Annotated in this window: 27 protein-coding genes and 1 pseudogene; 2 read left to right on the forward strand and 26 right to left on the reverse strand. The window is 50.9% G+C overall.

The window, feature by feature from the left end; genetic code table 11:
• Positions 1-6: 6 nt before the first annotated feature.
• The 23 genes from traG to G9X48_RS01110 form a co-directional block, all read right to left on the reverse strand.
• Positions 7-3,183, reverse strand: a complete 3,177-nt coding sequence (traG, locus tag G9X48_RS01000) for a conjugal transfer mating-pair stabilization protein TraG (protein WP_007853387.1) — start codon at positions 3,181-3,183, stop codon at positions 7-9.
• Positions 3,183-4,547: a conjugal transfer pilus assembly protein TraH gene (gene traH / locus G9X48_RS01005; RefSeq protein ID WP_054622683.1), complete on the reverse strand. Its 1,365-nt coding sequence runs from the start codon at positions 4,545-4,547 to the stop codon at positions 3,183-3,185. The genes traG and traH overlap by 1 nt, the downstream gene beginning before the upstream one ends.
• Positions 4,544-4,822, reverse strand: a complete 279-nt coding sequence (locus tag G9X48_RS01010) for a hypothetical protein (protein ID WP_044593645.1) — start codon at positions 4,820-4,822, stop codon at positions 4,544-4,546. The genes traH and G9X48_RS01010 overlap by 4 nt, the downstream gene beginning before the upstream one ends.
• Before the next feature lie 17 nt (positions 4,823-4,839).
• Positions 4,840-5,439 (reverse strand): type-F conjugative transfer system pilin assembly thiol-disulfide isomerase TrbB, encoded by a 600-nt coding sequence (gene trbB, locus G9X48_RS01015; protein ID WP_007853392.1) that lies wholly within the window; start codon positions 5,437-5,439, stop codon positions 4,840-4,842.
• A complete protein-coding gene (locus G9X48_RS01020) occupies positions 5,436-5,642 on the reverse strand; it encodes a hypothetical protein (RefSeq protein ID WP_007853395.1) in 207 nt (68 codons plus the stop codon). Before G9X48_RS01020 ends, trbB begins: the two co-directional genes overlap by 4 nt.
• 11 nt (positions 5,643-5,653) lie before the next feature.
• A complete protein-coding gene (gene traF, locus G9X48_RS01025) occupies positions 5,654-6,436 on the reverse strand; it encodes a type-F conjugative transfer system pilin assembly protein TraF (protein ID WP_044593646.1) in 783 nt (260 codons plus the stop codon).
• On the reverse strand, positions 6,433-8,244 hold the full coding sequence (traN, locus tag G9X48_RS01030) for a type-F conjugative transfer system mating-pair stabilization protein TraN (protein WP_007853408.1): 1,812 nt from the start codon (positions 8,242-8,244) through the stop codon (positions 6,433-6,435). The genes traF and traN overlap by 4 nt, the downstream gene beginning before the upstream one ends.
• The gene (gene trbC, locus G9X48_RS01035; protein WP_007853412.1) at positions 8,241-8,855 is read right to left on the reverse strand and encodes a type-F conjugative transfer system pilin assembly protein TrbC; all 615 of its coding nucleotides are present in this window, start codon (positions 8,853-8,855) and stop codon (positions 8,241-8,243) included. The genes traN and trbC overlap by 4 nt, the downstream gene beginning before the upstream one ends.
• Positions 8,856-8,864: 9 nt before the next feature.
• Positions 8,865-9,872: a conjugal transfer pilus assembly protein TraU gene (gene traU / locus G9X48_RS01040; RefSeq protein ID WP_007853415.1), complete on the reverse strand. Its 1,008-nt coding sequence runs from the start codon at positions 9,870-9,872 to the stop codon at positions 8,865-8,867.
• Positions 9,869-10,189, reverse strand: a complete 321-nt coding sequence (locus G9X48_RS01045; protein WP_007853418.1) for a hypothetical protein — start codon at positions 10,187-10,189, stop codon at positions 9,869-9,871. Before G9X48_RS01045 ends, traU begins: the two co-directional genes overlap by 4 nt.
• 74 nt (positions 10,190-10,263) lie before the next feature.
• Positions 10,264-10,473, reverse strand: a complete 210-nt coding sequence (locus G9X48_RS01050) for a hypothetical protein (protein ID WP_044593647.1) — start codon at positions 10,471-10,473, stop codon at positions 10,264-10,266.
• A 135-nt stretch (positions 10,474-10,608) separates the two neighbouring features.
• On the reverse strand, positions 10,609-11,214 hold the full coding sequence (locus G9X48_RS01055) for a hypothetical protein (protein ID WP_139153195.1): 606 nt from the start codon (positions 11,212-11,214) through the stop codon (positions 10,609-10,611).
• On the reverse strand, positions 11,205-11,456 hold the full coding sequence (locus G9X48_RS01060; protein WP_044593649.1) for a hypothetical protein: 252 nt from the start codon (positions 11,454-11,456) through the stop codon (positions 11,205-11,207). Before G9X48_RS01060 ends, G9X48_RS01055 begins: the two co-directional genes overlap by 10 nt.
• The gene (gene traW, locus G9X48_RS01065; RefSeq protein ID WP_072185303.1) at positions 11,456-12,088 is read right to left on the reverse strand and encodes a type-F conjugative transfer system protein TraW; all 633 of its coding nucleotides are present in this window, start codon (positions 12,086-12,088) and stop codon (positions 11,456-11,458) included. The genes G9X48_RS01060 and traW overlap by 1 nt, the downstream gene beginning before the upstream one ends.
• Positions 12,088-12,522 (reverse strand): type-F conjugative transfer system protein TrbI, encoded by a 435-nt coding sequence (trbI, locus tag G9X48_RS01070; protein ID WP_007853422.1) that lies wholly within the window; start codon positions 12,520-12,522, stop codon positions 12,088-12,090. The genes traW and trbI overlap by 1 nt, the downstream gene beginning before the upstream one ends.
• Positions 12,519-15,128 carry a type IV secretion system protein TraC gene (gene traC / locus G9X48_RS01075; RefSeq protein WP_007873068.1) on the reverse strand — a complete coding sequence of 870 codons (2,610 nt, stop codon included), beginning with the start codon at positions 15,126-15,128 and terminating at the stop codon, positions 12,519-12,521. Before traC ends, trbI begins: the two co-directional genes overlap by 4 nt.
• Positions 15,125-15,379 carry a hypothetical protein gene (locus G9X48_RS01080; RefSeq protein ID WP_044593650.1) on the reverse strand — a complete coding sequence of 85 codons (255 nt, stop codon included), beginning with the start codon at positions 15,377-15,379 and terminating at the stop codon, positions 15,125-15,127. The genes traC and G9X48_RS01080 overlap by 4 nt, the downstream gene beginning before the upstream one ends.
• A complete protein-coding gene (gene traV / locus G9X48_RS01085) occupies positions 15,379-15,936 on the reverse strand; it encodes a type IV conjugative transfer system lipoprotein TraV (RefSeq protein ID WP_007853428.1) in 558 nt (185 codons plus the stop codon). Before traV ends, G9X48_RS01080 begins: the two co-directional genes overlap by 1 nt.
• 212 nt (positions 15,937-16,148) lie before the next feature.
• Positions 16,149-17,546: an F-type conjugal transfer pilus assembly protein TraB gene (traB, locus tag G9X48_RS01090; protein ID WP_007853431.1), complete on the reverse strand. Its 1,398-nt coding sequence runs from the start codon at positions 17,544-17,546 to the stop codon at positions 16,149-16,151.
• A 2-nt stretch (positions 17,547-17,548) separates the two neighbouring features.
• The gene (gene traK / locus G9X48_RS01095; RefSeq protein ID WP_007853435.1) at positions 17,549-18,283 is read right to left on the reverse strand and encodes a type-F conjugative transfer system secretin TraK; all 735 of its coding nucleotides are present in this window, start codon (positions 18,281-18,283) and stop codon (positions 17,549-17,551) included.
• Between the two features lie 13 nt (positions 18,284-18,296).
• On the reverse strand, positions 18,297-18,875 hold the full coding sequence (locus G9X48_RS01100; protein ID WP_007873078.1) for a TraE/TraK family type IV conjugative transfer system protein: 579 nt from the start codon (positions 18,873-18,875) through the stop codon (positions 18,297-18,299).
• Between the two features lie 5 nt (positions 18,876-18,880).
• Positions 18,881-19,183, reverse strand: coding sequence for a type IV conjugative transfer system protein TraL (gene traL / locus G9X48_RS01105; protein ID WP_007873081.1), 303 nt, complete (start codon positions 19,181-19,183; stop codon positions 18,881-18,883).
• Positions 19,184-19,185: 2 nt separating this feature from the next.
• The gene (locus G9X48_RS01110) at positions 19,186-19,572 is read right to left on the reverse strand and encodes a type IV conjugative transfer system pilin TraA (RefSeq protein ID WP_071990012.1); all 387 of its coding nucleotides are present in this window, start codon (positions 19,570-19,572) and stop codon (positions 19,186-19,188) included.
• 199 nt (positions 19,573-19,771) lie between these two features.
• Between G9X48_RS01110 and G9X48_RS01115 the strand changes: the two genes are divergently transcribed.
• Positions 19,772-20,410 (forward strand): Arc family DNA-binding protein, encoded by a 639-nt coding sequence (locus G9X48_RS01115; protein ID WP_054622684.1) that lies wholly within the window; start codon positions 19,772-19,774, stop codon positions 20,408-20,410.
• Between the two features lie 37 nt (positions 20,411-20,447).
• On the opposite strand, the gene G9X48_RS01120 is transcribed toward G9X48_RS01115, so the two are convergent.
• The gene (locus G9X48_RS01120; RefSeq protein WP_007853440.1) at positions 20,448-20,843 is read right to left on the reverse strand and encodes a relaxosome protein TraM; all 396 of its coding nucleotides are present in this window, start codon (positions 20,841-20,843) and stop codon (positions 20,448-20,450) included.
• Positions 20,844-21,422: 579 nt separating this feature from the next.
• Between G9X48_RS01120 and G9X48_RS01125 the strand changes: the two genes are divergently transcribed.
• Entirely contained in the window at positions 21,423-21,950 is a 528-nt protein-coding gene (locus tag G9X48_RS01125; protein ID WP_054622687.1) for a lytic transglycosylase domain-containing protein, read from the forward strand.
• Positions 21,951-22,018: 68 nt separating this feature from the next.
• Here G9X48_RS01125 and G9X48_RS01130 read toward each other — a convergent pair whose 3' ends face one another.
• Positions 22,019-22,840 (reverse strand): DUF932 domain-containing protein, encoded by an 822-nt coding sequence (locus G9X48_RS01130; protein WP_007853443.1) that lies wholly within the window; start codon positions 22,838-22,840, stop codon positions 22,019-22,021.
• A 59-nt stretch (positions 22,841-22,899) separates the two neighbouring features.
• A pseudogene (locus G9X48_RS01135) lies at positions 22,900-23,324 on the reverse strand (hypothetical protein); the annotation flags it as partial.

The following is a 23,324-nucleotide window of genomic DNA, read 5'->3' on the forward strand; positions in this document are numbered from 1 at the left end:
GTTCACCTACCCATGTTTTCTTCTTAAGTCAGCTAGCTGTTCTTCGAGCTCTTTCTTTTTGTCGCTATCAATGACAGGCATTTGCTGGTCTATTTCCGCTGCTTTACGTCCTTCAGCAAATTTGCTACTGGCATTATCCATTTCTCCTTTCATATTATCACTGGATGTACGGACAGTGGATTGATTTTTATTAATATCGGCAGCAGAACTGTGGATATTTTGCTCGTTTGCAGATCTTTGTGCTGCCACACGCTCCGCAATTCTGTTTTGAGCACTAAAGTCCGCTTCGGCATGTTCTTTTAACGCATCCTGGTTGCGTTGGAAATCGGCTTTCATATCTCCCTGACTGGTATGCTCTGAGCTTCCTGCATTTATGACCGATGTATGATGGGCAGGCTTGCCCGTAGCCTTCGAGAAAGGCTCTGTTCCACTCATTGAAACATTGCGGTCCATCGCCTGATGGCCATATGAATGAGACGAGTTGTTTTCTGCGTTAACTCTTCCATCATGTTGGTCAGCGCTTCCAGGGATGCTATGTACTCCCGAACTGTTGAGCGTAGTTGAGGAATTCACCTCACCGCGCTGAGAGTCACTTGTTAAACTGCGAAGGCTTCCCTCTCCATCTGTCGGGCTGTTTTTTGCTACTGAATAGCTTGCGCTTGAAACACCATTTGACAGCGTTCTTATAGAACCCGCTGCCTCTCCAGCATTAAAAGAATTGTGATCTGCCCCGTCCTTAAGGTCCGTTTGAGCTTGCTTGTAATCTCCCATAATTTCAGGTTTAAGCCGCTCCTCGACAAATTCAACGGCTGCTTCCCGTGCAGACGGCGCACTTGTAAGGATCTGCTGAGCCTTATCGCCATATTTGTCAGATGCCCAGTTAACAAATTCCTGATTGTAATTGGTATCAAGGCTTGCGCTTTGGCTTTGAGCGAGAGTGGCCATACGGCTGAACTCATCACTTTGAGTAGAACTTGAAGTGAATTGCTGGTACTGACTCTTGGCGTCATTAAGGGTCGCGGCAAACTGTTCAACGTTACTTGTACCTGCATTGTCAGTATGGTTGCCAGCATCACTTACGCGACTACTGGTGACCATGTCCATTCCTTGTCGGAAGTCCTGAACCGCCTGGCTATTCTTATCATGTCGCATATCTGTGCCGTGGCTATTTGCATCCTGAATCCCTCGTGAGCTTCCTGTTGCGTGGCGCATTTCTGCTGCGCCATATACTTCAGCACCTGCTTTCACGACACCGAGGTTGATCCCACCGCCGACACTACCTTTCACTCCTCCGGTCGCACTGCCCTGGTTAGTTATATCCATCAGCTGGTTATACGCTTCTTGGGTAGAAATATTATTAGCTTTTGCATAACTTTCAGCAGCGGATAGCATCTTGGTTGCCCCAAGGGTGGCATTAGTTGCCTGACTGTTATCGCTTCCCTGGATCAGGCTGTCACTGCTTCCAGACTGACGCGCCACCTGTGATAGCTGAGACCAACCACTGGTAACGCTGTGGTTGTATCCATCCAAAGCAGTCTGCGCCTGAACCTGCGAATGTCGCGCCTGTTCCTGGAAGCCGCTGCTGGCAAGCTGACTCAGTCGCATGTTTACCGGCAGATTGGACATTGCCCCCGCGCTGTCGATAACGTTCTGACCACCGGCTGTCACGGTATGCGTGGAGCCGTTATCCGCCTGCCACGTCTGCTGCCCCTGTCGTTGCATCAGATTGGTGTCCATCTTGTTCTGACTGACGTTATCCATCGACATGTTGTTAAATGACCAGTTTCCGTCCGCTGTGGTGGATGCCTGCCCGGCCGAGCCGAACGCCATCGAGCTGAACACGTTGCCGGCCACCTGCGAGCCCACCGAAGCCGCGCCTTTGGTCAGGTAAAACGACAACACCGGTATGGAAAGCGACAAATAACCTGCCAGGTTCGCCACGTCCGAATGCTGGAGCGCAACCTGATCGCTATTCGACAATACCAGTGGGGTTCCACCTGTCTGGGTTTGTAGCCAGAATGTGGAGGCGAAATTCAGAATGGCGAACATTACGGGCCACATCTGAAAGTAGAGGAAACCACAGATATACAGTTTCAGCGTGGTAAGACCAAACAGCGAGTGGTTTGCTGCAGCCAGCGCAATGACCAGTGGAAACAAGCAAACCAGTATCAGCATTAGCAACGACTGTGCAAACGGTAAGGTACGCGTTGCCAGAACATTTCCCGCAGCCCAGCTGAGGCGCTGCTTTGTTGCCGAGCTTTCTGTCGCCAGGTTCAGTAGGTTTGCCGTATCGGATGATCGGGCTGCGAAGCCCTTAACGCCCTGCTTTATGGCAGCATTAGTAATATTGTTTTTCATGATCTGTGACGCGCTCATCCCACCGGCATAAAAATAGCCGTAGCTCTCGCCCATCGCATTCGCCAGTAACGTCGTCCCATTCATACGGTTGCCAAACACTTTCTGTGCAAGCCAGGTAAACGTGTTACTGCCTGGCTGCGCGTCGGTATTAGCAAGCGTGCGAATTTCTGTCGCTGCCTGCTGGCAGGTCAGAAACTCCCGTGTTGAAGAGCTAGTTTTGTAAATCCCCCTTAACGGGCTTGGCTGACTGGTGATCAGTCCAAGAGGATCAGTACTGTTCAGTAATTCATGCACAGTGTATTTATGATTAAGCAGGATATCGCCGACTACACAGTTTTCGACGTAGTCCGGAAGCATTTGTGCCAGCTCCGGATTCTGCGTCCTGAAATCACTGGTTTCAGCCACGATCTGCGAGCCGAACAGCATACCGCTCTTTGTGTACGTAACGGAGTCCGGGCGAGCCATCACGTAGTCATACATTTGCGCCATGCTGAAGCCGATGCCTGTTGATAATGAGGCAATGGCCGCCAGGCCGACCGGGACATTATCTACTTCATAAACCGCAGCGCGATCTGTGATATCGATTATCTGTACTGACCTCTTAGGCACGAGCAGTACCGATGTGAGCAGCATAAAAATTGCCAGCCACTGAATAAAAACAAGCGGGTTACGCCCTTTTATAAATGAGGCCAGTACTGCCAGAACAGAAAACGTACCCGCTATTCTCAACAGCGTATGCCACGTGCTTGTACCGAGAATGGTTACGACGGCGTTAAAGGCCTGACGCCACATATCACCGCCGTAAATGGTATATACCTCAAGCATCAGGGGTTCCCCCAGTGATAATTACTTTGATATGAGCCGGATACAATCGTAGAAACCTGCTGCTGCAGGTACTGCATATTCCGATCGATACCATCCAGCGCGTTCTGGTCTGCTGCTGACTGCAGCTTCATATCCGCGAGTAGCCCCTGAGCGTGTATAACGTTGTCGCGAAGTTTCGCGGCAGCCTGCTCGGGAAAGTTCTTACCTGCCAGCGACATGCTGGCCTGTTTGACCAGTTCCTGCAGGTACTGGATCATCAGGTCCTGCGCTATAAAATCAGAAACCTGAATTAAGTATGTTGCGCTCATACCCATGCTCTGTGCGTTTGTCAGGTATTTGAGAACCGGCACGGAAGTTGTGTTGATGAAGCCCTTTTCCTGCTCCGTTAGCGGCGTATCTGCCGTCAGCTTGTTCTGGATAGAGAGCATGAGGTTTTTAACCAGCGTCACCAGTCCATTACCTTCACTAATGGTCACGCTGGTTACCACCGGCCCCAGACAAAGCGTATCCTCATCACAGCCGTATATTTTTGCAGTGCCCCCGCGCATCAGAACCTTAACTAAATCCCGGTTGTCGACGAGCGGAGTGAGAATGGTGACGTCACCGTTTTTGTTGAAGATGATTGAGCCAACGGTACTCATCACCAGTTCTTTTAGCTGACGGTTGCCGTCAAACAGGCGGTTTCGACCCAGCGCATCCCAGATCAGGTTTTTATTTTTCAGCACCTGGTCCTTTTGATCATCACCGGCCCGGCTGGTAACGTTGTTACTTTGCCCCCCCACCGTACATCCCTGCCGGGATGCCGCCCAGTCGGCAAACATGTTCGTTTCGCCGGCGATGTCCTGACAGATTTTTTGCTGGGAAACCTGAGTCACCGGCCATAATCCCCCGATGATCCCTTGCGCCGCCTGACAGGAGCTCATATTGCTTGAGTTAACATCACTCGCCAGTTTTTGAAGAAAGTCTTTCGCCTGCTTAAGCTCGGGCACCATAGTTTGTAACGCCAGGTCGAATGCATACCCCTGAGCGTTACTCATGATCTGCTTAACAAAGCGTTGTATTTCTTCGCCAGATATCATGCTGAAAGAGCCGAGATAAGCATCGATGCCGCCACATCCGGCGTTCAGGGAAGGCAACTGCATAGAGATAAGTTGAACGTTCCTGACGGGGTTACGCAGATACACCGAGCCGCCGGTAAAATAGCCCGCAGCCTGCCCCTGCCAGGCCTGCGCCTGGGAGACATTTCCGCTGTAACCGAGACTGCCAAAAAAACCGTTCAGGTCGCCATTCACATCAGCCTGTGCCGAAATCATAGTGAGGCCTGACAGGAAAACCGCGCCTGCCACTACAAGCGATTTAATCAATTTTCAGTCTCCATAAGCGAAGGCCTGAGCGCATGGCGTATACCGTAATGACACAGTCCTGCCACAGCGAAACCCGTCATTAAGCACAGCAGTGTCAGTGATGGTAGTTCACGGTTCAGAGCGAATAACAGGCGGGCACTTTCGGTGAGCCCTCCCGGGTCACGCAGGGTTAACCCGGCGATAAAGTTGTAAAGCGCGGCGGCCAACAGGAATGCAATGGCGTATAACAGGCAGGCGCGCTCGATGCGCGAAAATGCGCAAGACTCATTTTTCATAACGTGTCCTTGAGGGCTTACTGGGGAGTAACGAGGTTGTTCGCAGGTAAAGCAGGTATTTGCTGGGGAGTGATATTATCCAGATCAGCCAGAATTAAACTGGCGTAGCGACTTTCAAGCGCCGGAATTTCCATAACACCTTGTGTCAGCGGATATGCCCGGAGCGTGTTCACATTGACCAGGAAAGCCGTCGGCGTTGCAATCGGCAGCCCGTTTCCAAAAAACGTGACTATCTCATCAGCAATCGGTGCCGCAGGATCGGTCTTACGTGGAACCAATGGTGTCGGAAAGGATGTATCGCCCCCGCCATCAAGCGTATACGGGTAAACACGAATATGATGCTGATCGGCCCATGACTTCAGCACTGGATCGAACTTTGCGCTGTACTGACAATGCGCCTGCATGAAAAGCACTACAGCATAATCTTTCATATTCACCTGCCGACCGTCCGGCAGAACCATCTGACTGCCGTTACGTTCCTCACCCTGCTCGGTATGCTCGTTTTTCACTGCAGGGACCGCTTTGGCCGCATCCATTGCGCGGATATCATCCCGGACGCTGGCGCATGCGAGAGTTGGTAGCAGCATTATCAATGCAGTTAGGGTTAAGCGGTTCACACTACCTCCCGTTTCTGCCGGCGAGTACGGATGTGCGGCTTCAGAATGTCATACAACAAAAACAGCACAGCCATGATCCAGAGACTGTATCCACACCATTTCAGCAGATCCTGAGTAAACAGTACCGAGACATCCAGCAGCTCGCTCAGACATTTTGCTACCATGCCCCAGAAAAAAAGAGCAACGAGTCGATTAATTTGCATAAGAAATCCCTTCAGGAGTTAGGTTTAAAGCCATTCGCAACGTTTAAAAATCTTTTGGAAAGGTCATCCTGCGTCATAAATCCGTAGGACAATGCGCGGAAGCCCTTGCTTTTCGGATCAACGAGGAAAAGCGCAGGGAAATGAGTAATACCCATCGCCTGTGCCTGCCCCGAGTCCGGTCTGCTTTGCGGAACGGAGGCAGCAACCTGACCGTCTACTGAGACCGGTATTAGCGAAATACTGTTGTTTTTTGCAAAATCAGCCACCACGCCAGCCATCTGTACATCAACGGGGTCACCTCCCCTGTAGAAGTAGAAGAGACCGTACTGTTGAGACAACTGTGCCACAGCGTTTTGCTGTGCCTGCTGATCCCGCGTTTGGACAAAAGGCGCCATGCTGTTGTAATGCGGGTATTCAAGGTTGTAATCGAGGTCGGGATGCGCAAGCTGCGCGGCCGCGAAACTCTGGCTGAACATTGAGCCGCGGTCGGTCCAGAACTTCTGCCAGCGCAGGAACGTTGCCGTATTTTCTCTGGTGGGATAGAGGATGGCGCGGTTAAGCGCCTCCAGTGTGTATCCCCGCAGGACTTTAGCCTGTTCAACAGCGGACATTTTGCTGAGGTCTGGCACCTGTTTCGTCGAAGGCGGAGCCTCCTCTGGCTTAGGTGGGTATTTTTTTACCGGTTCGTTATACCAGTGCCAGCCAGTAAAGGGAGTCGGATTAAGAACGATTTCCTCCTCACCGAGAGCTGTCCCTGACATTACCAGGAGTAAGCACAGGATAAGCCGCCTCATTTTGCTTGCCCCCCTTGCTGCTGATTTACCTGAGCCGCAATGCGATCCTTAATTTGCTTTACCATCACATCGGTCTGGGGGATTTTCTGGTTCTTCATCAGGTCCTCATAAAAATCTGAGAAGTTGATAAGGTCGAAATCGATGCTCTGCAGTTCAGGCACCGTTATCCCCCTGCAGTTAGGGTTATCACCGCTGCCGAATCCTACATGGAGCTGATCCCGTCGCCCCTGCTCCTGAATAATGCGCGCCAGCTTGCCCTGGAAAACGCAGTAAACCATGCTCTTCTGAAGGCATACGCCAAGCGCTTTATGATCGCATTTCTCTCCAATACTGACCGTCACTTTCTTGGCTTTCGCTTTGCCCAGCGCCAGTTCTTCGCTGTTACACTGCTGAAGGCCAGCATCTGAGCCCCAGCCGCTGTCTTTACAACAGTTTGAGAATCCCGCCACGGCTTTGCGGCAGCTCATCACGTCACCGGTAAACGCACGTACATTTATCTGGTCTTCCTTCACGTCTTCAGCAGCAGACGCCAGACCTGCCAGTTTCGCTACTGCGGTGTCGAAACCATTATCCCCTGCGCCGTCGGTTTCAGTGCAGTCACCTGATTTGCAGAAATAGGTTCCCCCACAGACAAGCCCCGATGAAGACCACACTTTCTGGCACTCATAGCTGACAGTCTCATGTTCACAGTAGCTACCATTTTTTTTCTGGCAGGTTGTACCGTTCACGGTGCAGGCGGGGTTTTGCATCAAAGTACCGCACGTCCCGTTTGAGCCTGACGGGACCAGATACTGATCGGTGTATTGCCAGCAGTCACTGGTTACCTGGTAAGTGTTGCCATCGACCGTGACCGGTCGGCTACCTCCAGGCGAAGTGCAGACAGAGCCAGTCTTAACCGCTTTTTCTTTATTGACAGAACACGCTTCAGACCAGCCAACAGAGGGTTTAAAATCCATTTTTGTGGTGGTCACGTTGAGAATGAGGACTATATCAGCTTCATTTAATAAATCTTCCGTAGCCCTTTCCGTATGTCCATTACATAAATCCATACAGAAACTGGTTGAGGTGAATACCTGCCCCTCCTCAACATTCCCACTTAAATTCAAAGGTATGTTTTCATTTCGACGAATCTTGATTCTCGTATTAATGAAAGAACCTGTCATACCCGTCTGGTTTATAGCGTTATCGTTACTTCCGAAATAAAGCTGGGCCTTGGTTACTACCATGCTTTTTGGAATAGTGACATGCATACGACGATCTCCTGTCGTTACCTTCACCCTGATCTCTTCACTAATTACGATGGGCTCGCTCATGGCACCGCCAGGAACGCCGCTACGTGTACAGCTCTGTTCAATCCAGACATCACGCTCACAGATGAACTTCTCAAACGTGGATTTGGATACAGTCGTTTCCTTACACTGCTGAGCTGTATCGTTGAGCACACCATCTGCTGTACTTTCAGCGTTTTTTCCGATGGTAATGTATGGCGCATTGGGATCGATAACCGGCGCAGGGTTTTTGGTGCCTGCGTCGATGACCGCCTGGCCTGCAGCGCTACCCTGCAGAGCCCCCTGCCCCTTACCTGCCAACCCGCCATCCCCCCCTGTGACGCCACCGTACCAGTCAGCTTGCGGGGGAGAAGAGGTATATCCAGGCAGAGCGCCGGATACAGTATCTGCGTTTTTAAGGCTACCGGCGCTTTGCTTGCTTCCCTTGCCAAAGCTTGCGCCGGCGTTAAACGCGTCCTGGTTTGCGTCTGCATGCACAAAGGCACTGACTAACACTAATGCTATTCCGAACCATTTCATTGTTCTGCTCCCAACAGCTTACGGGCTGCGGATGCGCAGTCTCCCTCCTGCGCAACTCGCTCAAGCGCCTGCTGTAAAGGTAAGCTTCCCCGAATCACGTCAAAGTGGCCCGGACACGTGACCACCAGGGCAGGAACAGCCGTTACTCCATAATCGCTGAACAGCGTGGGATCGACCTGTACACCGAGGCTGTTATCAATTTTGCTGAGCTCAAACATTGCCGCCGCCGTTTTACGCATATCGTTATTAACCAGTCCACGTATGGTTGCAGGGATATGATAACGCTGAGCATCCTTCAGCATCGGCACCAGGCCTTCCCGTGGTATAGCGAGGCTGACGAAATAAACCGCCTGCAGAGGCTTGCGGCTCTCATCAGCCACCGCGCCGTCGGTTGCCATCTGCTGCTGAGACTGGCTGATTCGGTACTGCTGCGCTGGCGGTAACTGAATATTTTGCCCGGTCAGTGAATCCTTAAAAGACTGCAATTCATCCTGCTGCCGTTTCATCCATGCCCGGTCGCTGGCAGACACATCATTCTGCGCACTGGCCTGGACTGACATGGAAAAAAGCAGCCCGCCCAGGGTGAGCGTCCGTAAAATGCTTATTTTCATAACAGAGCCTCAGAGATAGACGCAGTTACGTTTGCGCCAGAGGAGATAACCGAAATTTTTCTTTGACTGCGGAGAGTTATGGGGCGTACCCCAAAGCTGGGTGCTTGCGCCGAACGGATGACAGCTTGTCGTTTCCGGATACATGTTGACCATCTGATAGCGCCAGCGCTCTTTAGGTACTATTGGCGACGGATACTCGTAACAGACAGCGTAATCAGCCCCGACAGTATTCATGACCAAGCCTTCGCGGTGCAGCTTAAAGGCCATGCGTTCGCTGACCAGCAGTGAGGATTCCAAAGGAGAAAATTCACCGCTCGTATAGCCTGTAAAGGGGTACATGGAGCCCTGACTACCTGCGCACCAGAACAACGGTGAAAGCGGCAGACCGGCCGTGCTTGCTGCCGCGTCTGCCGCACACGCTGCCTGAGCGATGAGGTTGCCAAACAGAGCCGCTTCAGGATTAATAATCATGGACAATGTGCTGTCATTCCACATGGGATCAACCTCAGAGAGATAGGCGATATCCATGTCACCCTGCTGAAAGCAACCCATACTGGTCATGATATTGAGCCAGTAGATCAGTGGGTACTTGTACCAGTGCACGTGGTAGAACGCGCCAGCTGCGGGCCGGTCACTTTGCCCGGCTGTGCCGGTGCCTGTGCGGCCGAGGTTGATTTTGAACCCCCCCATATTGACCATCACGCCCGGCTCCCGCGTCACATCCGTCATTGCCGTAGGTTCCCAGTAGCCGATGGCCAGCCCAACCCGGTAGAAAATGCCGTAAGGGCATATCTGAATCGGCATGGAAGGATTAGTCGTATCCGGAGCAGGTCCGGATGCCAGTTGAGCGTTCCCAAGAGACATAGGGAAAAGGCATTTCCAGCAGACGTCGCTGATAGGGTTCACCCATCGGCCATCGCCTGCATTACTGCCATTACTGGCCAATGCTTGCGGGCCAGCCCCGAGCCCGACGCCAAGAGAGACAAACAGGAGAATCAGATTCAGCAGACGCCTCATATTTTCTCCCGGACTGGGCAAAGCCAAACGCATACCGGCCCTTCTTCTGTATCGTGGATCGAACCAATAAACCACCCATCACCAGCAGGTTTAAAAGGAACCCAGCCGTTAATATCTGCTTCACCTTTGTAGTATGAAGCACAGACACTTTCATTCGCCTCGTTTTCAAAAAAACTGAATTTCCAGGTGAGCTGGTTTTGGGTTGTCCAGGCTTCAAAGGAAATATTCATTTTCTCATTAAAAAAACAAGGATGCGTCCAGTAACCGTATTTATCACGAACAACCGGCAACTCTCTGATGACATCTGCTGAAATCATTTGGTTTCCTCGTATAGCAAAGCCACAGCCACTTTATCCAGTGGGCGGCGTCAAATAAGCGCGGGCAATGAAAGTTAGCGGTTCGCCGCCTCCAGGATAATTTGCTCGCGTTCTTTCTTATTCAGGCGGAACAGCGCGAGAACAGAAGCGCGTATAATTACCGGGCGTGTATACAAAGGGTTTTCAGTTAGAATTTCCTCGATCTGATTTATTGCATCATTATCAAATCGCGTTGAGGTTATAATCTCTTTTTTGGCCCTTTTTCTGTCGGGGTCTTTTCTCATTGGTGTAACCTTCTTGATAAATTAGAAAACCAGTCCTCCTGAAGGCTGAGGCGGAGCGCAGCGAAGTGAGCACCGAACATCCTTCAGGAGGACTGGTTGATTTTTTAAGATATGAGAAGTGGAAGAAGGCTGCCTTCAAGACCTGTTGACGTTCATAAAGGCGTATCCGCAATCCTGCTCATACCAGCAACCTGTTTGTTTTCCTGAGCTAATATGCTCTGCGGTTTTTCGTATCATTTCACTCAAACCATACGGCTCTGCTTTTCGAGTCTGCATGATTATTGCAATATAACTTTGACCACTACCCAGAAAACCAGCGTATTCACGACCTAAAAACCGTTGATGAGCATCATGAAGTTTTTCATTACTTGCAAATGTCTCTTTGTTTTTTTCCCTAACTTCAACCTCATACAACATGCCAGTGTCAGGAATTACTACCCCTCTTTTAACAAAACCTTCAGGACCGATTGCTGCAAGGCTCACTCTATCCTGAAGGCTATTTAGCAGAGAAGCGAGGTCGTGCGGCTTACAGTTAGATGGAACGCAAATTCTAAATATTGATTCAAAATATTCACGTGAACCCTGTTGTGTCTTGTTTTCCTTTTTTGAGCACGCAATTTTTTCATTTGCAGATATCAAGATTAAGAAACTAGTAAGATGATAAATCAATATTGCAACAGGAATCACAATAACCATAGACCAGGCCAGGCTTGATACGTAGTCTGTAGAGTTTATTTCCACGACCCCATCTCCCTCATTTTATTTTCTATAAGGTTTATAATGTATTCAGGAAAACCTTCATCACGCTCAGCATCAGAACATGACGCCCCTTTTTTTTGCTGGTAATTAGCATATGCCAATGCCACATTGCGGCACTGCCAGCATGCTAACTCGGGGTAGATTGCCTGTAATTTCTTGCCCCGCTCCCTCAATCCGTTATGTTTAACAGGACGGCAGCCGTCTTTCTTTTGTTTCTCTGACATTATTTTTTAACTCCTTTCAGCGCGATTTCTTCGATCTTCAGCGCCCGGTCATCCCGTGTAATTCGAACCGGTGTATGCGTAAAGCCAAATTTTGTGGTCAGCACACCTGCCTGGTCAAAATAGACCCGTTCGTCCAGCGCCTCGCTGGTCTCACGTATATTTCCGTTAACAAGGATGACTTTGAACTCCGTGGTTTTTCCGATTTCGTTTCTTATCCATGCCATCTGATCCGCATTATCACCGTCAATAAAGAACAGAGTTTCGTTATATGGCACACGGTCCAACGGATTCACCCTGTCGCCCTTAAGGGCGATTATTCTTCCGCTCATGTCAGTAATGGTTTCTGCAACGGTAAAGGTCGGGTCAAAAATGAAGGTCCGGTTTTCACTGGCGGCCGTCAGGCCCGGCACCGGCTGGGGTCTTACCGCATTACGTTTAACGCGTTCAATCGCCTCGTTTTTTAACTTGTCCAGCTCACCGCTGTCCTGCATTGCGCTGAGTCGCTGTTGAATGAACTGCAGCATGTCAGGTTCGGAGATCTCAAACATATGCCCCACCGTTCCCAGGTCTTTTGCAGTAAGAGGAAATGCAGCAAGCGTCATTATGAGCACCATAAAGCAGCGAACGTTCATTACTCCTCCCGCATGCGTCTGGCAATATCAGCGCGAATCTCATCAGTAATATTCCTTTGTTCACTGACAACCGCTGGCGCGATAAAGATGACGGCATGATGATGGTACTGCCAGTCTTGCAGACTTCCTGTCAGCGCCTCGTTGAACCTTCTCGTCACCGTTTGCATCTGCATTTCATTCATTTTTTGCTGTGCACTCTGCTGCACGAACAGATCGATCGTTCCCTTCATATCGAATACGACAATCTCGGTACGCATCAGGCGCACAGTGACAAGCGACACAGCGATCATCGCTAAAAACGCGATGAAGCTGTACAGCAGGCCCGCTTCCCATCCGGTCAGCCGGAAGCCATGCCGTTGTTTTCCCTGATAGCTATCTTTCTCATCACCAGTTGTCGTGGCATCCTTCGACTTAACGATTTCCCCCTGGCTCATGCGGCCTCCTGTAAGGTTTTCGCCCATTCTTCAAGCTCTTTGAGTTCATCACCGAACTCTTTTTCAGCAAGGAGATACGCTGCCTCTTCAGCGGTAGCGCCCATCTTCTGAGCCTCCTGCATAAAGGCAAAGTCCTCACCGCGTGACGAAAACATGGCGCGAGTGACAGGATCGACAAAAAGGCGATGGAAGGAGCTGGATTCCCCGGCCGTAATCAGCAACGAACTGAAACCACTCTCCTTGGCAGGCTGGAAATAGCGGATAACCTCTTTTTCCATGTCGGTGAACTGGTCCGGGTTATCGGACAAGTACTGTTTGAATGCTTTCGCATCCTGCAGGAGGGTGATTTTGGTGGCGCTGTTGTTCCAGGCGGCTTCAGCCTGAGCACTGGCGGTAAAGTCCTTGATGCCCTGTGTGATGGTGACAAACGAGCCGCGGTGACGGCGTACCGTGCGGTAGCCGGTTTCGATGAACTTCGCCGCGTGCGGGTTGGAGCCACCCAGCAGTCTCCAGGCCTCGTCGACAATGCAGACTTTTTTCAGGCTGCGCGGGCTGTGGTACATCTTTTCCTGAATCGCCAGAATCAGTGAGAACAGGATGGCGCTGAGCAGCTTCGGTTTGTTCTCCAGACTCAGCAGCTCCAGCACGGCAAAGCGGGTTTCGCCATCGAGTGTAGGCTTATCGGCGTTGAAGTAATCGCCGTCGGGCCCCCAGGTACAGTACGTTTCCAGCAGCATCGCCAGTTCTGCGAGACGTGAAATGATGGTCGGCTTATCTTCAAATGCCTTATTGACTTCCTCACTGGTCAGGAAATTGTGAACTTCATCGATGCGCGCTCTGTTCTGTCGCTGCTCCCAGGCATACATTACTGCTTTCTGCAGAATGGCCTCACACACCGCATCGAGGGGATCTGTGGGGCTGGCCAGTACCGTCAGGAGCCGGACTATTCCCTCTGCGGACTGGTTTATGTCCTTAACGTTTGCAAACGGATTGAAGCGCAGCATCGCGCCATCGAGGTAAACGCCGCCAGCCTGATGACAGTAGTTCTTATAACTGTCCCCCATATCAATGACCCAGGCGAAGCCGCCGGCATTCAACACATCGCGAAGGATACCCTGCGTCAGAAATGACTTCCCTGCACCAGATGTCCCGGTAACTGCAATGTTAAAGTTGGTGGCACCGTTCTCTTCTCCGAACATATCAAAGAAGGCGATCTGATTACGGTAGGTCGGCAGCGGCATACCCCGGTAAGAAAGCTGCCGCTCCCCCACCACAGGCATCAGGTTCACCGCATTAAAGCTTTTAGCACGTAGTGTGGCTCCGGTGGCTTTCATGTCTTCCCACATACCCTCCTGCATCACAAAGGGCATTCCGGCCAGCCAGTTACGCATCTGCTGATACTGAATGGTCGCCATTTCCAGTTCGTTTTTACGAAACACGTTAATGGCAGCCAGCTCACACGTCTGCATATCAGTATTGTTGTCGGGAGTGAACAGCGTCAGGTTCATGTAGAAGCGACAGAGCGCGGCTTCGTTAGTGGAAAGCGATTCGCGCATCCGGCGCCATTCATCGGCGGCGCGGCGCGTACCGGGGAACAGCTGTCCGTAAGCGGAGTTGGCTTTTTTGGACAGGTCCATATCTTTACGCAGCGCCTCGCCCTGGCTCTTTGTCTGCTCCTCAAGCTCCACAGTCCAGGTAAGCATAAACGGACACGGAATCCCGAGGTCGGGGAAGCGCAGGTTCTGCAGATTGTCCGCGCCCTGCCATAGCGCAAAGCGGGTGGGGTTTTTGGTCAATTGCATATTAACAACGCGGCAGGCCGTTTCTTCATGCTCAGCGCCTCGTTCAGCTGGAAGAGACAGACGAATATGGTTTGGCCGCACTTTTATATCAATGCCGGGATCGACCACCTGTCTATTAAGGTGTTCCACTTCGTTATAACTACGCGATGAGGGCATCACCTGCTCGCCACGGTAGTTAATCAGCTCGCGCATCACAGACAGGAACTCATTTACACCGGTATTAATACTATCTATCCGGGCGGCTTCCAGTGATACGCGGATGGTATTGCGGATTTGAATAAGTTCATCCGTCATACGCTGCGTAAAGCGTTTCGCCGGGCGACCGTAAACGATAAAGACCCGGTAATTTCGCAGATACAGCGGATACTCACGCTTGTTATGAAACCCTTTCAGGGCCGAGCGTTCCCAGAAAGAGCGGGTGATTTTGTTGAGGTGGCCAGCCATCTTGCCTTTCCACATATCTGTACTGACCCCCTGCTCGATACGCTCACCGACGCATTTACTTGCGGTGAGGATCACCGTAAGTGGGATTTTGCGGGCCAGTTTTTTACGTAGCATATCGTCAAGTGCGGCCACCACCTGTTCGTTCGCGCCCGGCAGCGGCGCCGCCTCAAGAATGAAGCCTGCCGAGCCTTCATTGATGAACAGATCGTTAACGTCATCATAGTAACGCCACGGCAGCGCGGCTGTAATTGAGGGGTAATCCCATGCCTGCTGCAGGTTGGCGCGCGCTGTACGCGCACCGTCCTTTTCACGGCTGCTTTTCACGAGCCCCATCAGGCTGTCGATGAAGGTCTGACTCACTGGCGTACTCCTTTGCGAACCTGGCGCGCGCGCTCGGCCGCTTCACGAATAAGGGCAAGGCGGCGCAGGCCGGCCTCGCTGTTTGTATCGAAACCGCGGCGTGTATCCCAATCTGCGGCGTCATCCAAAATCAGCACCTGCAGGGCATGGTTATCATCCGGGGTGGCCGGCTTTTCACCGGTCAACAGCAGACGCCCACCCTGCCAGTAAGTTGGGTCCCGGTCAGTCCGGGCTCTGCTGGCTGTGGTCATTACTCCTCCCCCTCGCTGATAACGCGAAAGCCCTCTTCCCAGTGAGCTTTGTTTTTCACAAATTCCACGACAGACGGCTGATGAAAATTGTCATCGGTGTCGACCCAGGGCGCTATCCATAATCTTTGCGTGGCGTCAGGAACGCGCTGTGCGGATACCTGACCAGCATCCGAAACTGAGCGGATAGTTTGTGCCCCTGGCGTAGTCGTCTGCTTAGGAGCATGGGTCGTTATGAAGTTGTTTCCCGTCGTCGCGGCATAAATGGGCCGGGGCGCGATATGCTTCGCTGCCGTCGGTCCGGTTGCTGATACAGACAGCGGCCGGGCGGGGTTAACCACCGGCGCGCTGTTGCTCAGTGCCGGCAGGGTTTCACCCGCAGGCTTTTTTACGGCTTTATCGATTTCATCAAGGCTTTTGCCCTGCGCTGCCAGCCGATTTGCCTCGGTCATAGTCAAACACTGGTCCGTCGCGGTCTTGTTGCAGTCGAATTCGTCATTCATACCTGCGCAGCCCGTCAGCACGCTGCAAAGCAGCATGCCGATAATGCTTTTATTCATGGGAATCTCCGGGTGAATTCGGAAGGGGATAAATGTCCTCTAAAAGAGGGTCACTTCAGAGATAAACTAATCTCGTAAGTTATGAATTTGGCCAGTAAAAAAACGCCTACAATTGCGGCAACGAATAGAGCTCCGGCAATGAGCTCAAAATAAGGAGAGCTACTAACAGGCACTCTTTTTCGGTTTTGTTCCTCTTTATTTTTCATAAGTCCTCAGTTGATTGTGTCCCCGAGCTGTAACTGACGAGCTTGCTTTAAAACCTCGTCTGGATTGAGTACACCGCCCGATGTTGCCGGTGCAGTTGATGATGTGGCAGTTGTGCCTTCCGTTGCACTCTGTGCGCTGTTACTGGCTTTCTGCACCTCCGCACTCAGCTTGTTCTCTTCAGCGTCCTCTATTGTTTCCAGACGGAAACCTTCCTGGAACACCACCGTCACGCGGTTTCCTGCGCCGATATCGAGCACCGGGTGGTATTGCTCGGCACGCTTTATCCAGTACTGGCTGAGTGTGTCAGCCGCTTTCTCAGAGCCGCCGCCAAACCCCTGCTTGAGTACATCGAGGCCGCTGACCGATGCAGTAGCGCCCAGCCCTACGCTGGGTGTTGCCGCAGACTTAACGCCCTCACCAATACCTGAAAGGAAACCAGCTGCCCCAGCGTAGCCAATGATTTTGCCGTTACGCATCACAGGCTTGCCTTTAATTCCGCCTTTACCCTGGTAGCTCACATGTCCCTTAAACGGCATATCGACATGACGGCCGTTTTTGAGAATGCAGCTGATAGCACTGGTGCGGACATCACCGCGCTCGCTGGAGATGTCACCCCAGATTTCACCGCTGACAAAACAGCCATCCATGTCATATTCATGGTTGTTCGGCATCTGCACTTTCCCCTGCAGGCGGAATGTCACAGGCGTGGTCTGCTGATTGCCGGTCACACTGGCGTTGGCATCAGCGCCCTCAATCATGACGGCATCGGAGAACGAGCCCGTCGGTATCCAGGGCAGCTTCGTGGGTTTCTTTTTGAGGTTGGCGTAGGTAAATGTCGACGTTTCCATTCCACCCGACAGCTGGCGACCGCTACCTGCAGGATAGAAAGCACCGCCCTGTCCCGGGTTAATATTGCCACCCTGATACTGCGCGCTGCCTGCAGGCATAACGTTGTACTGAGGCGGTCTCGTTTGCCCGGCCGCAACCGGACCAGGTAGTGGCGTACCTTCGGTGCCTTGCGGTGCGGCCGGAGCAGGGGCTGTGCCTTTAGTCGCGTTCAGCTGTTCAGTGAGTCGCTGAATTTCTTCATCCTTCTTTTGCAGCTTACTTTCAAAATCGAGCTTGTTTTGGCTTACCGCCTGAGTCAGCTGGTTCATCTGACTCTCAAGCGCCGAGGTTTTTGCCTGCTGCTGCTGAAGTGCGGCCTGACTGACCTGTTCATCAAACGCCGCGGTAACGACACCTACCATGCTCGGTGTGGGAGCTGGCGGTTTCGACTTGGCATTGTTGCTTTCATCACCCCACATCACCACGCCCGTGGTTACGGCGCTGCCGACAATGATGATGCCAACCAGGATAGCGAGTTGCTTGCGACGCGTGCTCACATTGATGTTGAAGCTCATGGCTATGACGCTCCATTCGCAGCGAAGATGACCCAGGCATAACCCTCTCCGCCAGCGTAAAGCTGCCGGGTGGAAAGCGTCACGGCGCGGACGTCTTTTTGCCAGAAATCCCGCTCCCGCAGTGAAACAGTGACATAGCCCGAATTTTTGAGGCGGAACCGGACTACGCGCAGGTGCGTACCAACAAACTGTCGCTCAGGCGTGAGCTGAACAGATACAGAGGGTGAATAGTTGGTCATGCGACTGACCGGGTATTCACTGAAATCTTCCGGGGCTTGCCCCTGCACGATAGCGCGGGATAATCCCACGAGTGTTTTCTCGTAGCTCTGCGCTTCTTCCCATGCTTTCGCGTCGGCATTATGGCGGGTCGGCGGCGAAACAGGGGTGAGGCGCAATGTGCGGCCAGAGCCGGGTTTTGGTTGAACGTTCAGACTGACAGAGGCACCGTTAGCGGTATTGATAAACACGGTGAAGTTCTGTCCGACAAGTGGTGATATAAACAGGGCGCCGTCAGGAGTGGTGTCCTTTTCGTATGCGCCAGCTGGCCCACTGATGCTGGTTATCAGCTCCCCATCAATAACGATTTTGTTGGGGTTGGTATTGCTGAGCGTGACCGTAAACGACGCATCGTTTTCAAACGGAATGCCGGCGGGTGCGGGTGCGGCCCGCAAGCCGCCGGCGTGTAGCGCGGTCACAACTAACACAGCAGCAGCTGCCAGAGAAAAGCGGGTTTTCATTGGCAGTACCTTGTTATGGAGTGGTGGAAGGCATGAGTTCTGTAAAGTTGTGAAGGCTTATCAGGCCATTCTCATAACTCATTTCTATCCGGTAGGTTTTCTGGAGGTCCTTCATAGGTGTGCTGATGTTGCCATTGGTTGTAGAGGAGGAAAGCTTCCCACTTACATCCATCACACCAGGTTCCACCTCGCGAATCTCGCTAACTTCAAAGCGCGTAGTAATGCCGCTTTTTTTGATGCGCTCCGCCTCAACGTCCATTGGTTTTTTAAGGCTGTCCCGCGACTCTGCAGGAACGTACATCAATAAGGTTTTTTGCTGGCTGTCGATGGTTTCGGGGCTCACCGTCAGGCGAAGATAAGCAAAGGAGTTTGCAAACATAGCCATTGCTGAGCTATCACCACTGCGACTGTCGGATGAGAACGGTCGGTTAAACATCATCGGGGTCGTGATGGTTTTCTGGGTGAAATAGAATTTCCACGCCAGAGAACCGACGATGACGTTTGTGACAGAACTCAGTGCCGAGTAAGCAAGGAGGCATATAAACACAATTGCAGTGATTTTATCCCGGTTGCTTTTTATGGAAAGTTTCATTGGGGTCAGGCTCTCCAGTGCCGGAAACTGGAATCAGGTATCTGGCGGAAGGTGATTCGAAAAATAAGGGAAGGAAGATGCCAGTAGCAAAAATTAAGCAACCAGTAAGAGCCTTGACCTTTTTTAAGATACCTGACCAGCCACCACAACAACCCCGCGATACAGGAAAGCACTGTCGACATGTTATAGATGACACCCAGAATCACGAGGGGTGCAACGATAATAATCTCATCAAGTGGGAGACCAATGAAGCGGGATTGTTGGTTGAGCGTTTCCGGGAAGTTATATTTATCTTCTTCCCTGGTCATTTTTAACCTGCCAGAGAAAAGCCGAGGCGGGTAAAGACCAAAAGCATAATCAGGCCAACAAATACCAGCGGGGAACGTACCTTGATATAGGTGAATGCGGCCATAATGATTTCACCGTAATAGAAGTATTTTTCCAGCGAAGAGCCGTGGCCAAATGTTCCGCTCACGGTAGCATCCTGTGAGGACAGTAAATCAGTACTACCGGCGAAAGAGGGGTGCGTAGCAATAATAAGTGCGGCAAGCAGCCCGCCATTAGCCAGCGCGAACTTAAAGTTTTTCGGCTTGGATATTCGCGACCTTACAGAAAATGCCGCCACTTTTGCCTTATGAAATAAAGACGCTACCGCCCATCCCTTTCTGGCATTAAGAGCATTGCCTTTGTGAACCATGTTGTTACTCCGGATTTGTAAACAAAGATGATGTTGCGTAAGTGACTGTTTACGCAGGCGTAAGTGTCTCATAACCCTAAAAAAAAAAAACTGTGATCCATGTCACGTTTTTAGCAGTTATTCAGAAATATCTGAATATATCCGAACTGTACCCTGTGTCTGGCAGGAGTACGTTCTGTCCTTTGCGGGATCTATAGTCATGAAAGTAAAAGAGAATATGTGGGAGCGGCGAGGAAGGCCGCGCAAGTTTCGACCTGGTGAGGCTGTGGAATGGCGGCTTCGTGCCCCTGACAATTTGCTTATGGAGCTGAGGATATGCGCCAGGGTGGGTAGGCGAAGCATCAATGATGAAATAATTTCCCGTCTGATGATTTCTCTTAATTACCAGCCGGAGCGCCCGATAATAAAAACGGTTGAAGGAGAAAAATTAATCGCACTGGCTTCCCGTTTTGAAGAGTGGCTCGATACGCTGATGCCGAACGCGGATATATCGGAGAAGGTTCAGGCAGGTAAAATACCCGCCCGTGAGGAGGCGTGGATGTGGCGCAGGGGTGAGCGTGTTTTTATTCCCGGTAAAACATCGGGCTACAGTATGCGAATTCCGGAAAATCTGGCCGAGGAAATTCGCGTTATGGCCAGACTACACAAACGCAGCCTGAATGATGAAATGCTGACCCGGTTAATGGATTCTCTGGGTTATTTAACGGAGCGCCTGCTGGACCATACTGAGGATGTTCAGGCGCTTAAGGCATTAACGATTCTGTTTGAAGATTATCTGACTGAAAAAATCAGTGAGGCGGAGAAGGGGTCTTTGCCGTGGGACAGCAAAGACGCCTGACGGAATTTAACGGCCGGGTAGTTCCGGCCGTAACGGGTTAGCTTTCGCCTTTCACAAAATGATGTTGTTCTGCTTCATCCTCTGCTGTGTTGATTCCGCTCAGCAATAAATCCAGCGTATCTTCAAGGCGGCCCTCCCCTTCTTTGCCCATCATCTTCACATACATTTCTGCGACCAGTGTTGATATGAGCACCACGCCCTCTCGTGAGCCCGCTGCTTTTCTTAGCAGGTCACGCCGGTAGCCTTCCAGGTCAAACTTATCCTCTCCGTTCTCGCGATTTTTATAAACAAGAAGGCCGAGGCGAATTAATTCATTGCAGGTTGCTGAGATGTTTGCCTCTCCCGGAGAGGCGCCATTCTGAATATCTTTAGCAACAATATCACGCACTTCTCGTTCAATTTTATCTTTAAGGTAAATACCAAGTCGTCCCATATTTTCTTCTCAGGTAAGGTGGTGTCGAAACCGACACTACATAAAGCTAACTGGTTGTGTAAGTTCTTTCTGGAGTCAGGCTGCCAGTATCGCACAATCCAACACTTTGGCATCTTATACAGTAGTACAATCCGGCTCTGTGATGTGCGACAGTGTGACACCATGCGACAACCATCTCAATGAAAATTCTAGTCATCTACCTTTGTGTGATAGAGGTGAGACATATCGACACCAACAGGTATCAGGATTGTGTTAACTTTTAGTGTCGGATTGTGTGATGGTTTTAGCTTAAACCTACCAACAGACGAAACTTTTTCACCATATGTAGATGAAATTAAAGATTTAATCTGCAAGACAACGTCTTGCGTGGGGTGTGATGTTTTAAGGGTTAGGTAAAGAGCGGCCTGATATACGGGCGTTACCCCTTGAGTATGTTATTCGTGGTATGCATTAAAGCCTGCATCAGGAGCGCTTCCTGCGCGTTTGTAAGGAATTTCTTGATAATGGGGATCGGCAAGGGTATTTTTACGCCAGCGCGTCATAATGCTTCTGAACCCTCTTATAATGGTATCGCCTAAAATGAGAAAACTATTGCTACTTTTTCTGGCCGCGACATTATCGGCGCGCGCCGCTCCTGAAATGTGTTTTAACCAGGCCGGGCGCGATTATGGTATCGATCCGCTTCTACTTACTGCTATTTCAATAAAAGAGTCCAGGCTCAATCCGGCGGCCATCAACGGGAGCAACAGCAACGGAACGGAAGATGTTTGCGGGATGCAAATCAACAGCTCCCATTACGGTAAGCTAAAAGCTTTTAATATCAGCAGGGCTGACTTGCTTTCCGACCCCTGTATATGCGTTTACACGGGTGCATGGGTGCTGGCCAAAAACTTTAAAAGTTACGGAAAAAATTGGGACAGCGTAGGAATGTATAATACTGGCGCTTCACCAAATCTCATCAAGCGACGGCGCGCCTACGCGAAGGACATTAAAAATATTTACCGTGTTCTGCTGGCGAGAAAAATCATTGCGGATAAACAGGCTGGAGCGGAAAGCCAGCGAACGGCAGCGGCCATCACGCCAGCGCCCTTACCCGTTGAGAAATGAAATAATAAATTTGGGAACCAGTAAGCGTTAGAAAGCAAAAAACCCGCCATCCGGCGGGTTTTAAATTTTCAGGCTTTCAGCTTTATCATTTCTTCGCTAAGGGACCAGAGTGCCCGGTTAAGTTTCACGTCACCATCTATTCCGTTTATGGCTCGTGTACGGGTACGCTTACCGCTTTTGGATTTACCCGATAAACCGCCCTTAATCATATTTTCCTGAACACGGTTCATTGTGGACCACATATCTGGTTTATTGTCGTCGCGGCGGCGCCAGTCGAGAACCTGATCAACGGTAACTGGTTTATGTTCATCGCCATAACGATATTCAAGCGCGGCCTTGGCAAATATGCGTTGCTCCTCACCGGTCAACGTCAGACTTTTCATAACGTCAATGTTTTCATCAACCTTATCAAAAATCCCCAGCACCTCATATGCGCCTTCAATTACCTGGCTGACGATATCCCCTTTATGATGCACACGAATATCACCAAAAGTCTGACCGCAAACCATACCGTTCTGGCAGACAAAACGAAACATGCCAGGGATCATTTGATAACTACTAGAGCCATCATGACTATTTAATAAAATTATTTCCGGCACTTCCGTCCCTGTAATCCGGTCACGGCGACGCAGACGCAACATATGTTTTGTAAATTCGCGTTTATCAGCATTCCGAACGCGCGTCTGGCAGGCAAAAAAAGGCTCAAAGCCTTCTTCGCGCAATTTATCAAGCAGCGTTATGGTCGGAATATAGGTATAGCGGTTTGAGCGGGATTCATGCTTATCTTCGGTAAATACACTCGGCACGTACTTAGCAAGCTCGTCATTTGTTAAAGCGCGGTCTTTACGAATGAGGTTGGTGGCACCAAAGCGGGTAGCTAAACGGGACATTTTATTCTCCTTAAACAATTTCACAGGCGGCGATTGCCGCCCTGATATAAAAGTTATTTTTACAGTGGAATACCGGACAGCACAGCGAGGTAATAATCCTCGGGTACGCTTGCACACAGCGGCCATCCATTCTGCGTCCAGATAATGGCGGTCTTGGAACCATCTTCTGACTGGGCCAAGATCAGGTCACCATTGGGCGGAGGAATGAAACAGCCCGGCTGTTTCTGGCTCTGTGAGCAGTCCATGACGTAGCAAAACAAATCTGTAATTTGGTCTAAAGAAAGTGGTTTTCCTGCCATCTTCCTGGAAGATTCTTGAGCGGCGGTGTTGACGTTCTGTGTGTTCATCCTGGTTTTCTCCTCTCGATGGTTAATCCATCTCCCTGGTGAGTTCTCTCGCGGCGAAGGGCAAAGGAGCGACAGACGCGGGCAGAAAACAAGGGCGCCGCAGGCGTGCATTTCACCCTTGTTTTCTGAACGGGGAT

The organism is Cronobacter sp. HA18006 (assembly GCF_011605445.1).
GTDB lineage: Bacteria > Pseudomonadota > Gammaproteobacteria > Enterobacterales > Enterobacteriaceae > Cronobacter > Cronobacter sakazakii.